This window comes from Bacteroides xylanisolvens XB1A (genome assembly GCF_000210075.1).
GTDB classification, from domain to species: domain Bacteria; phylum Bacteroidota; class Bacteroidia; order Bacteroidales; family Bacteroidaceae; genus Bacteroides; species Bacteroides xylanisolvens.
The window spans coordinates 596,189-606,476 of the sequence record NC_021017.1 but is presented as its reverse complement, the minus strand read 5'-3'; the positions used below and the strand labels follow the sequence as shown (position 1 = coordinate 606,476).

The 10,288-nt window shown below is 38.5% G+C and carries 13 protein-coding genes; 3 read left to right on the top strand and 10 right to left on the bottom strand.

The window, feature by feature from the left end; genetic code table 11:
* Positions 1 to 149: 149 nt before the first annotated feature.
* The 9 genes from BXY_RS02420 to BXY_RS02380 all read right to left on the bottom strand — a co-directional run bounded on the left by BXY_RS02420 (position 150) and on the right by BXY_RS02380 (position 7,699).
* Positions 150 to 1,034: a carbon-nitrogen hydrolase gene (locus BXY_RS02420; protein ID WP_015531126.1), complete on the bottom strand. Its 885-nt coding sequence runs from the start codon at positions 1,032 to 1,034 to the stop codon at positions 150 to 152.
* A 29-nt stretch (positions 1,035 to 1,063) separates the two neighbouring features.
* On the bottom strand, positions 1,064 to 2,179 hold the full coding sequence (locus tag BXY_RS02415) for an agmatine deiminase family protein (RefSeq protein WP_004312884.1): 1,116 nt from the start codon (positions 2,177 to 2,179) through the stop codon (positions 1,064 to 1,066).
* An 87-nt stretch (positions 2,180 to 2,266) separates the two neighbouring features.
* The gene (locus BXY_RS02410) at positions 2,267 to 2,809 is read right to left on the bottom strand and encodes a ferredoxin domain-containing protein (protein WP_004312883.1); all 543 of its coding nucleotides are present in this window, start codon (positions 2,807 to 2,809) and stop codon (positions 2,267 to 2,269) included.
* Between the two features lie 232 nt (positions 2,810 to 3,041).
* A complete protein-coding gene (locus BXY_RS02405) occupies positions 3,042 to 3,794 on the bottom strand; it encodes a restriction endonuclease (protein ID WP_004312882.1) in 753 nt (250 codons plus the stop codon).
* A 135-nt stretch (positions 3,795 to 3,929) separates the two neighbouring features.
* Complete coding sequence (locus BXY_RS02400) at positions 3,930 to 4,595, bottom strand: hypothetical protein (RefSeq protein WP_004312881.1); 666 nt, start codon at positions 4,593 to 4,595, stop codon at positions 3,930 to 3,932.
* A 33-nt stretch (positions 4,596 to 4,628) separates the two neighbouring features.
* The gene (locus tag BXY_RS02395; protein ID WP_004312880.1) at positions 4,629 to 5,480 is read right to left on the bottom strand and encodes a hypothetical protein; all 852 of its coding nucleotides are present in this window, start codon (positions 5,478 to 5,480) and stop codon (positions 4,629 to 4,631) included.
* Between the two features lie 501 nt (positions 5,481 to 5,981).
* A complete protein-coding gene (locus BXY_RS02390) occupies positions 5,982 to 6,155 on the bottom strand; it encodes a hypothetical protein (protein WP_008640217.1) in 174 nt (57 codons plus the stop codon).
* A 370-nt stretch (positions 6,156 to 6,525) separates the two neighbouring features.
* On the bottom strand, positions 6,526 to 6,765 hold the full coding sequence (locus BXY_RS02385; protein WP_004312878.1) for a hypothetical protein: 240 nt from the start codon (positions 6,763 to 6,765) through the stop codon (positions 6,526 to 6,528).
* A 22-nt stretch (positions 6,766 to 6,787) separates the two neighbouring features.
* Entirely contained in the window at positions 6,788 to 7,699 is a 912-nt protein-coding gene (locus BXY_RS02380; RefSeq protein WP_015531125.1) for a helix-turn-helix transcriptional regulator, read from the bottom strand.
* Positions 7,700 to 7,854: 155 nt separating this feature from the next.
* Here BXY_RS02380 and BXY_RS02375 point away from each other — a divergent pair, with 155 nt between their 5' ends.
* From BXY_RS02375 to BXY_RS02365, 3 genes are read left to right on the top strand one after another with little or no spacing between them, the layout of a single operon-like run.
* Positions 7,855 to 8,475 (top strand): ABC transporter ATP-binding protein, encoded by a 621-nt coding sequence (locus BXY_RS02375; RefSeq protein ID WP_004312876.1) that lies wholly within the window; start codon positions 7,855 to 7,857, stop codon positions 8,473 to 8,475.
* Between the two features lie 51 nt (positions 8,476 to 8,526).
* Complete coding sequence (locus BXY_RS02370) at positions 8,527 to 9,321, top strand: ABC transporter permease (RefSeq protein ID WP_004312875.1); 795 nt, start codon at positions 8,527 to 8,529, stop codon at positions 9,319 to 9,321.
* Positions 9,318 to 9,596, top strand: a complete 279-nt coding sequence (locus tag BXY_RS02365) for a hypothetical protein (protein ID WP_015531124.1) — start codon at positions 9,318 to 9,320, stop codon at positions 9,594 to 9,596. Before BXY_RS02370 ends, BXY_RS02365 begins: the two co-directional genes overlap by 4 nt.
* Before the next feature lie 53 nt (positions 9,597 to 9,649).
* On the opposite strand, the gene BXY_RS02360 is transcribed toward BXY_RS02365, so the two are convergent.
* The gene (locus BXY_RS02360; protein ID WP_015531123.1) at positions 9,650 to 10,063 is read right to left on the bottom strand and encodes a DUF4891 domain-containing protein; all 414 of its coding nucleotides are present in this window, start codon (positions 10,061 to 10,063) and stop codon (positions 9,650 to 9,652) included.
* Between the last annotated feature and the right edge of the window lie 225 nt (positions 10,064 to 10,288).

Sequence of the window (10,288 nt, the reverse complement as noted above, 5' to 3'; positions counted from 1 at the left end):
TTTCACCCACGCTATAACTATCTGTAGCGTGGGTGATTTTCAATATTTAGAATTCGTTAGACGGCTCCTTTTTTTTGTTGTGATATTTATAAATATCCTCTCTTATGTCTTTGGGAGTGAACTTTATTGGGGAACTTCTGCATTGAACTTTAATCGAGGAAGCGTTTGGTAAGCCCTTCGTATTCGTCAATCCGGCGATCACGGAGGAAAGGCCACCAGCGGCGGACGTTTTCCGAGCGTTCCATATCTATTTCCACTACCATGTTTTCCGGATGATCGTTTCCGGCTTGTGCCAGGAATTCTCCTTGCGGTCCTGCTACGAAACTGTTTCCCCAAAATAGGATGCCGTTTGTCTGTCCGGAAGGATCGGGCTCGTGTCCTACACGGTTGACGGAGATAACAGGAAGACCATTGGCAACGGCATGGGCACGCTGCGAAATAATCCAGGCGTTAAGTTGGCGGGCTTTTTCGTCGTCCGTGTCACTGCTTTCCCAGCCGATGGCAGTAGGATAAATTAAAAGTTCCGCACCTTTCAGTGCCATCAGGCGGGCAGCTTCCGGATACCATTGATCCCAGCATACCAGTACGCCCAGCTTTCCTAAAGAGGTTTGAATGGGTTCAAAACCGATGTCTCCGGGAGTGAAATAGAATTTTTCGTAGTAAGCCGGATCATCGGGAATATGCATTTTCCGGTATTTACCCGCAATGCTTCCGTCGCGGTCGAACACAACAGCGGTGTTATGATATAGTCCGGGGGCACGTTTCTCAAAAAGAGAGGTGACAAGGACTACTTTATTGGCGGCTGCCAACTCGGAATAAAAGCCTGTGGATGGTCCGGGAATGGGTTCAGCCAGATCAAACAGGTTGGTGTTTTCTGTTTGGCAGAAATAAAGTGAATTGTGTAACTCTTGAAGCACAATCAGTTGCGCACCGTGAGCAGCGCAAGCCTCGATACTCTTTGCGAGGTTCATCAGGTTGACCCGAATATCTGCGGTATTGGATTGTTGGATGATTCCGACTTTTATCTTTTTCATGATGAATAATTACTTGGTTGATTCATTCGTTATTTTATAACTCCCAATGGGTATTGCATGGTGACACAATGCAGGGAACCGTGTTGCTTAATCAGGGCACGGCAGTCTATTCCGATTATCTGATGGCCTGGAAATGCTTGTTGTAACACTTCTCTTGCTTTTTGGTCATTTGCCGGCTGATGGTATGTCGGGTAGAGAATCACTTCGTTCATAATCAGGAAGTTGGCGTAAGTTGCGGGTAGGCGTTCGCCGTCTTCTTCGATCTTGTCCGCCATCGGTAAGGCTAACAGGCGATAGGGTTCTCCTGCTAAGGTGCGGAATGTTTTCAGTTGTTCCTCCATTGCGAGTAATGCTTGGTAGTGTTCGTCTTCTTTGTCATCGCATTTTACGTAAGCAATGGTGTCGGTAGAACAGAAACGTGCCAAAGTGTCGATGTGGCTGTCAGTGTCGTCGCCGGCAAGATAGCCGTGGTCTAACCAAAGAACCTTTTGCAGGTGGAAGGTTGATTTCAGGTATTCTTCTATCTCTACTTGGTTCAGTCGCCCGTTCCGCTGGGGAGAAAGCAGACATTCGGAGGTAGTGAGCAGTGTGCCCATTCCGTCGCTTTCGATGGAGCCTCCTTCGAGAACGAAGTCGAGACGGTCTATATACTGGCCTTTCAAGGCTCCGGCTTCTACCGCTTGTTTGGTGATTTGATTATCCAGTTCGGAAGCAAATTTCAGTCCCCAGCCGTTGAATGTAAAGTCGAGCAGGGAAGGGGTGCCGGTGTCTATCATGGTGATGGCTCCGTGGTCGCGTGCCCATGTGTCATTGGTGGCACATTCCAGAAAGCGGACGTTGTTCATGTTGACGGTAGCGGCTATCTGTTTTTTCACTTCTTCCGGTTCGGGGGTGACAATCAATAGTAACTCTCGCTTCGCTATTTCCCTGGCTATGTTTATAAAACACTCTTGCACTTCTGCCAGCATGTATGCCCAGTCTGTACCGGTGTGTGGCCATGTCAACTGTATACCACTCTGCGTATGCCATTCGGCGGGCAAATGAGGTGCTCTCATTTCTACCTGCACGGTCATGTTTTTGCCGAAATTCAACTGCAAATCTTTCTCCGAGCCACTTGGGCTGGGAAGTCCAACCATGATTCCCATTAGACTATTATCTATTTAGTTATTTATAAAATCAGTTTATTGTCTGCGTCAGTCGTCAGTGTGCCTGTTACGCATCATTACGTATTATTATGAATTCGTTTCTTGCTTTGGCTTCCGGTCAAAGAACGGATTCTTAGAAGATGCACTTACAGGAATGGCCATTACCATCTTGCAGTCTTTCAGCCAGTTCAGGCGTTGTGCTGCCAGCCCGGCGGAGAACATCACACGTGTGTCTACACGCAAATCGGCGGCAGTAGCGCAGGCGGAACCTATGGCGATACCTACGTCTATGCTGTTCAATGCGCAGGGAACTCCTTCTGTACGTCCGTCGCAGGTGGTGAAGCCGCAATGACCGCAGTTTAAGCCTTGTGTCTGCTCGCGTGTTCCTATCAATACAACACATTCGGCACTTAAGATGTTGTCGGCATCACGAAGGAAAAATTTCATTCCGTGTTCTTCTACCATAGCTATCATAGTGTCCGATAGTTGTTTAATCTCTTCATCTGTGATTAGGGCCACTTCGATAATATCGATTCCTTTTCCTTTCGGAGCAGTACGCGCAGCCGTCATCATCTGGCGGGCTACTTGTAATACATGCTCATGACGGGCATCTCTTTCGTTCAGTATCATAACTTTTCTTGAATTAATTAGTGAGGCAAAGATAGATCAAAATTGGAAAACTTTACATTAAACGATGAAAGAAAAAAGGGAAAATCGCTTCTTTACACTTTCGTAGTTTACACTTTCACTGTCCGTAACCTTCGCATCGAATATCTCATTTTATCAAAGAGGAAACAGGCTGAGTGCTTACGCTTAAAGTTCATTTTTCAAGGTATGATACTGTCATTTTTGAAAGTAAAACTTATTCTTTCAACTTAAAAGTAAGTCTTAAGGGGTTTTCATCCAACTTAAAGAATGGTACTTGTGACAAGATTAATACAATACCGGAAGAAGCTCGTTTTACGCAATTCTGGTTGATATAATCCCGAGTGATTTCTCCTTTTTTTAATAGTATTTTAATGGCATTTTTGAAATGTTCTATTTCAATTTTACCTGGGTTTCCTTGTGAGGTTATTCTTGTTATTCCTGCCCAATCTACGTTTGTGATTATATTTTCTTTTCCTCGGTTATTATACAAAGTTTTCCCTTTGAGTGGCATAATGTATGTTTCCCAAATGGAATCGAACGTGTATTCCTCATTGGTAAAAAAAATGTTTGAGCTCTTAGATTCTATATCTTGTACTTTTTTGGGGGAGGCTGATGAATAAAGGGTACCTTCTGCTGTTTTGGTTGTTTTGTCAGGATAATCAATTATTTGCAAATCTATTTGTAGACGGTTGGCTACTTCTATAGCATCAGGCATGATTTCTCCATTGGTAACTAAAATAGCTTTATTGCATCCAAAATAATCTTTTGCACCATGTAACTCCATTATCATGCTTCTATTTACTTTTCTAGAGTTTCCGTACATTTTTACTTGAATCGCTATCTTTTCCCTTCCTTTTGTGGCAAAAATATCAATTCCATAATCTCCGCTTTGTGGAGTTAATTCAGTGGTATATCCTTGTTTATTGAATAATTCTCGGATATACTCTTCATATTCTCTTGGTTTCATATAAATAAAATTAGTTTAATGATGAAAGTTATGTTTTCGTTCTTCTATGTGATGTGTCATGTAGTTCTCCAATTCTTTACGTAGCATAAGTGTTAAGGAAATGTTTAACGAACTATTGATTGAATAGAAATAAATCTAATTTCTTTTTCTCATAAATTTTTGAGCAAAATAGATAATTTCAAGAGGTGTCAATCGGTAAATAATTTTATTATCATTTTCTAATACCCAGTTTTGAGTATCAGATTGAAATTTCCATTCCAACTTTAATATATCCTTACCTAAGTTTTCAGCTAATAGTTGCTTTGTCTTATCAAGCACTAGCATTGTCGTCATTTGGCGTATTGCCATAGGTCTAACATAGTCCTTGATTTCCAATACCTTTCCTTTATTATCAAGAACGAATGTAATTTCACCTGATTCTACTTTTAAACCTGTACGTTTGGATTTTATATTATGAACCAATGATACAGCTATAAATGCATCAGGGGCTTCTGATATTTCAAAATATTGGTCAAACACTCCTCTGCTATCAAGAAGTTTTATACAACCGCGAAGTGTGTCTGTTTTTTGCTCCTCCATTTTCAATTTTATGGGATAACGTGCGTCTTGCACAATTAAGATCCATTCAATAGGTTCATGAATGAGAGTATCCGATAATGATACTGCATTGAAAAACTCCTTGATACAGTTTTTTGACCATTCAACTAATTGATGTTGTTCCGTTTGAGAACTTTCCGTATTTTGTCCTAAAACATTTGTTGTAAAACATAAAAGCAGGAATAAAAAAATATACTTTCTCATAAACAATAATATTAAAGCATGACAAATTCTATATCAATAAAAATTGGTAAATAATAGCTTGTACTGTTCCTCTGCACTTTTACTAATAGAGAAATATCCGTAGGAAACTTCTTTAACTTTTCCTTTGGGAGATATTATGAATACGCTGTGCTTTGTTTGCTTATATCCATCTCTTCCTTCTATTATATATTTATGCTCAATACATAATGCTGCGTGTATCCAGTTAGGATGAAAATCAGCAACTTGTTTAATAGAAGAAAATGTAAAATCCAACGCATCAAAGACTTTTCGTTCTAAAGTTAATTTTGTATATAGTGTCCATTCTATAGGAATATATTTTTGTGAGTTATTCAGATTTTCTGAAATATGTTTTCTTACTATATCCTCTCCCCATATTATAAGCTCCTCGTTATTACTATTTCTTAATGGACCTTGTATCATACCTGTAATTTGTTCTATCCCTGTATAATCTTCTCCATCAATACGATTGACAAAATTTGTAATATTCCCTTTTTTGTCAAATTCAATATGTTTACAATAATGAGATTCACAACCTTTTTTATTGATTATTTTGAATGTATGTGAAAGGCGCAATGTATTCCATTCAACGGAAGGTATATGAAAAGTGCTATACGTAGTTGTATGACCTAAATCATCAGTATAACCACTTCCTTCCCATTTTAATGCTATATATTCTTCATTATTGTACAAATTGTTTTTAATATATTCTTTTGTTTTTGCCTTAATCCAGTTTGTCTTTTGTTCTTCACTTGCATTGGGATTGAATTCAGGGAGATAATCTTTCTGAAAAGAAACACCCCAGATGATTAGTAATCCTATTATAACTATGATACTAAATAAAATGAACTTATCAGAATTATTCATGAGAATGAATATGTTTAGATAATAGAATAAAGTATTGCTGTAAATATGATTCCGACTAATGTACCTATCAAAGCAGATTTTGTTTTTCCTTCATGGCGATTCCATGAAGTAAAGCACAAAATCAGACCAATCAGTGGTATTAAGAAGCTGACGAACAGATAACTTAGACTAATTTCGTTATTATTAGATGGGATGTTATTTTGTGAACAACCACAGAATGGACAGTTTGAAGCACTATCTGATATTTGCTTCCCGCAATCTTTACAATAAATTAAGGACATATTTTTACAATTGAGAGTTGTGGAATTTTGTGAATAATTTAGTGTAGGCTCATTACTTTTATCATAAGTAATAAGCTCCTTATAACATTTGGGACATTTGAATATAACGTCCGGTTTAGAAGGAGCTTCTATCACATTCTTACAAAAGGGACATTCAACCATTGAAGAATCAATCTTTTTTATTTCATTATTGTTTTCCATATAATCAAAGTTTATATTATTAAACATCTATTCCTATAAAATTTAAAAACGCAAATATCCAACATAACATGAATAAACAGAATAGTACTGTTAGAATTAAAAAATCTTCATTGTGTTTTTTTACACCAACTTCTTGGGAAAGAAGAATTCTAACTCCAATTTCAGGTTTGGGAATTGCCGAAATTTTTTCCATAAACATCCTATTTATAATATCATTTCGACTCCCTAAAATGAGGTTATACATAAAAAAGAAAGTGTGGAGTCGTCTGTTTATCTATCGGGAGGTTCTGGTAAACCTAAGGAACAAATAAACAATACCCCACACTTGTATAGATATGCGCATAGGTAACACATACGAAAATACAAGTGATGAGTGTTATTGTTATCCCTGTTCCTTTTGAAATTTACCAGATTTCCCGAATAAGGATAAAAGCAAAACACTTTCATCTAATAAAATGTAATGTCATATAATTGCTTATGATGACAGTGCAAATATAGATATATTTTGCAATATAACACTCTAGGGTATTGTTTTTTTTAGGTTTAAGTATAGTCTTCGTTTCTTACTCTATCAAATCTATCTCATCATCCATTTCTCTATTCTCATTGTCATATAAATAAGATTCAGGTATATAGTCAGACAAAACCAGTTTTTCATTCTGTGTTTCGTTTTCAATTTCTTCTGCAAGATCAATATTTACGTCAATATCATCGCAGCAGGCATAGTTGTCGCGATATTGTTGATTACGTTTCATTTCTTGCTGAAAAAAACTGCTACCAAATAATGCTTTAAATAGATTCATAGTTTTAATGTTAAACGTTATATTATAAATGTCTTTTTATTGCTTCCTCATAAATTCTCCGTATTCGTTCCCGAAGATGTAACGGTTCAATTACTGTAAGTGAACTACTACGTGAGAGCAATGCCATTACAAAATCATTAGTAATACGAAGGCGTAATCTGATTCGAAATTCCATCTCATTGTCCGTAATGATTTCTTGTGAATGATGCAAAGGAATCGATTTCAAGAAACTACCATCTAATGCACTATAGCTTAGTTCAATATTTTCTACTGGAATATCTGTCTGATTCCAGATGCCGTAGCTGTCTTTAAATAAGTTGTTTGCATCAATATTCATATTCCTTTTGAAGGTTTCCTCATAAAGGATTTGGAGATTGCGGATACAGTCTATATTGAAAGTTTTTAATATGTTGTTGTCATAGGCGAGGAGATACCATCTTTGCTGGTCTTCTTTCAGATAATAAGGTAAGACTTTCTTTTTGCGTACTTTGTCTCCTTCACGTACATAAATATAACTGAATTCTACCGGGTGAAAGAATTTAATGGCTTTTATCAATGCCGGAAGACATTCACTGTCGTTTGGTCGATGATGTTCGGCAAGAACATAGGTGTGTAGGTTGGAAGTTTTGTCCAAAGCATTCAATAGGTCGAAGTTTAGCAGAAGCCGTTCGTACTGCTCCTTTTTCAAATCGTCTTCCTCATTGATATAATAACCGTTTTGTTTCTTATCAAAACAGATGCGGATACCAAATAGATCTTCTATATCTTTGAAGTCTCGCTGCAAAGTTCTTATGTCTACAGGTGTTCCATCTCGTTCTTCCATGCGATGTGTCACGTAGTTCTCCAATTCTTTACGTGGCACATACTGTTGAGGTCCTTTTAATTTATTGATAATGACCAGCATTCGTTGCATTCCTTCCCGTTTCTTGCCCATATTTGGTATTAATTTTAATTATCAAGAGCAAAGATAATGTCACGTGACGACAAAACATGTCGTTCTAAGAAAATTTCTAAGAAAACAAAGGGATTTTGATACGTATGCCCTTGTTTTTTTATACTTTTGGTGAAATTTTCAAAAGGTACGATTAAATGCTACATATTGAGAACATTTGTATTGCTTTTGGGACAGAGGTTCTTGTTTCCGGTTTTAATATGAAATTGGAAAGGGGAGAAACTGCCTGTATTGTAGGACAATCTGGCTGTGGAAAGACTTCGTTACTGAATGCGATAATGGGTTTTGTTCCGTTGAAAGAAGGGATAATCAGGATAGGAGGAATGGTACTGGATAAATCGACTATTGATACAGTCAGGCGGCAGATTGCATGGATTCCCCAGGAATTGGCATTGCCTTTCGAATGGGTGAAAGAGATGGTAGCTCTCCCGTTCGGACTGAAAGTGAACCGTTCTGTCCCTTTTTCGGAAGAAAGGCTTTTTGCCTGTTTTGATGAATTGGGACTGGAACATGAATTATATACCAAGAGAGTGAATGAAGTGTCGGGCGGTCAGCGTCAACGCATCATGCTTGCTGTAGCCGCTATGCTCAATAAACCTCTGATTATTATAGACGAACCTACTTCTGCTTTGGATGCCGATTCGACCGGTAGGGTCTTGTCTTTCTTCCGGCGACAGGCGGAAAGGGGAACAGCAGTGCTGGCCGTATCGCATGATAAGGACTTTGCTTCGGGTTGTCATTATTTAATAGAATTGTAACGATTGGAGAGAACTCTAATACGAATCGGATAGAATTGTTAAGAATACACTGTGGGAACGATTGATATATCATATTATAATCTTTTTATAGGCTTGCTTCTGCTTGCCATCCCGTTCTTTTATCTTTGGAAGTTTAAAACGGGACTACTGAAACCTGCCCTGATTGGTACAGTACGGATGATTATCCAACTGTTCTTTATCGGCATGTATCTGAAATATCTCTTTTTATGGAACAATCCCTGGATTAACTTCCTTTGGGTGATAATTATGATATTCGTAGCCGGACAGACAGCACTGGTGCGTACCCAGTTGAAACATCGTATCTTATTAATCCCTATTACGGTAGGATTTCTTTGTAGTGTTGTACTGGTAGGCTTGTACTTTATCGGTATTGTTCTTCAATTGGACAATATATTTAGCGCCCAATACTTTATTCCGATATTCGGTATCCTGATGGGTAATATGCTTTCGAGCAATGTGATAGCTTTGAATACGTATTATAGCGGATTGAAACGTGAGCAACAGTTGTACCGTTATTTACTGGGGAACGGAGCAACAAGGCAGGAAGCGCAGGCTCCATTTATCCGACAGGCCATTATTAAATCCTTCAGTCCGCTGATTGCGAACATTTCCGTGATGGGATTGGTTGCTCTTCCCGGCACAATGATCGGACAAATTCTGGGAGGAAGCAGTCCGAATGTTGCCATCAAGTATCAGATGATGATTATGGTGATTACTTTTACGGCATCTATGCTGTCGCTGATGATTACTATTTCATTGGCTTCACGCCGATCTTTTGACGCATATGGGAAATTATTAGAGGTAACCAAAGAACCCCGAAAATGACAATTACCGATCAGATATTCCGTAAAGTGGCTGAAACTTCTATTCCGCATTTTTTTATAACAGTGGAGTTTTCGGCATCCGGCACTGAAATGCCGGAACATATCGAATCGTTCCTGCGGGAAAAGTACAAAGTAATTCTTCGTGGAGCCAGCGGGCGTAAATTTATCTATAAAGAAGGAGAGTGGCGGCTTATTTTTACTTTCTTTCCTACCGACAGGGTGGTAGACGAACGGTATGCGCTGAAAAACAAAGTACAGATGAAAAGCGAAAGATAGACGCTAAGACAACGGGGTATCTTTGCTTTTAGCTCCGGTTGTGAGCACATTGATTACTTGCCTTTCAACATTCCCCATAAGCAGCGAAGCTGCACGAATTGTTCTCCGGGTTGCACATACCCGCCTTCAAACATCTTTTCCGACACTTTAAATTTGGAAAGATGATGGCGTATGTACGTCTCTACAGCCGGGGATTGTTTTTTGACGAATGACATCAAATCGACCTTTCCATCTTCACGAATGAGCACATGGGCTTTGATGGTACGAAAGCCGTACTCTTTGCAGTGTTTGGTTTCTGCTTTATCAATCCAGAAGATAGCAGTAGCTTTGACCGTATCTGCCGTGCAATCTTCGGCATTGTCAATTTCTGTAGACTCGGCTACAGCCGTTTCCGTATTATCACTCTTTTTGAGTTGGCAGGAGGTCGTCACAACTATCAGCAACAGTAGAGTCAGAATTGTTTTCATCGTATTTATTATTTAGTGGAAGTAAAAATACAGATTTTCAATAAATAACGGAAGTTTTACGCAGAATTTTATAATTAGTTTTTATTCCGGCACTGATTTTTATCCATATTTGTCCGATGAAAACAGGCAAAAGGCAAAAAGAATATACACTCTCTTTGCCTTTTGCCTATTGATAAAACTGAAAAATGAAATCAATTGTTTAATCTGAAACTGATGTAGATATAG

Excerpts from the sequence above, each read along its gene's own strand:
- BXY_RS02400 (WP_004312881.1), bottom strand. The coding sequence starts at position 4,595 with ATGAGAAAGTATATTTTTTTATTCCTGCTTTTATGTTTTACAACAAAT.
- BXY_RS02375 (WP_004312876.1), top strand. The coding sequence starts at position 7,855 with ATGCTACATATTGAGAACATTTGTATTGCTTTTGGGACAGAGGTTCTT.
- BXY_RS02390 (WP_008640217.1), bottom strand. The coding sequence starts at position 6,155 with ATGGAAAAAATTTCGGCAATTCCCAAACCTGAAATTGGAGTTAGAATT.
- BXY_RS02365 (WP_015531124.1), top strand. The coding sequence starts at position 9,318 with ATGACAATTACCGATCAGATATTCCGTAAAGTGGCTGAAACTTCTATT.
- BXY_RS02395 (WP_004312880.1), bottom strand. The coding sequence starts at position 5,480 with ATGAATAATTCTGATAAGTTCATTTTATTTAGTATCATAGTTATAATA.
- BXY_RS02360 (WP_015531123.1), bottom strand. The coding sequence starts at position 10,063 with ATGAAAACAATTCTGACTCTACTGTTGCTGATAGTTGTGACGACCTCC.
- BXY_RS02380 (WP_015531125.1), bottom strand. The coding sequence starts at position 7,699 with ATGGGCAAGAAACGGGAAGGAATGCAACGAATGCTGGTCATTATCAAT.
- BXY_RS02405 (WP_004312882.1), bottom strand. The coding sequence starts at position 3,794 with ATGAAACCAAGAGAATATGAAGAGTATATCCGAGAATTATTCAATAAA.
- BXY_RS02410 (WP_004312883.1), bottom strand. The coding sequence starts at position 2,809 with ATGATACTGAACGAAAGAGATGCCCGTCATGAGCATGTATTACAAGTA.
- BXY_RS02415 (WP_004312884.1), bottom strand. The coding sequence starts at position 2,179 with ATGGGAATCATGGTTGGACTTCCCAGCCCAAGTGGCTCGGAGAAAGAT.
- BXY_RS02385 (WP_004312878.1), bottom strand. The coding sequence starts at position 6,765 with ATGAATCTATTTAAAGCATTATTTGGTAGCAGTTTTTTTCAGCAAGAA.
- BXY_RS02420 (WP_015531126.1), bottom strand. The coding sequence starts at position 1,034 with ATGAAAAAGATAAAAGTCGGAATCATCCAACAATCCAATACCGCAGAT.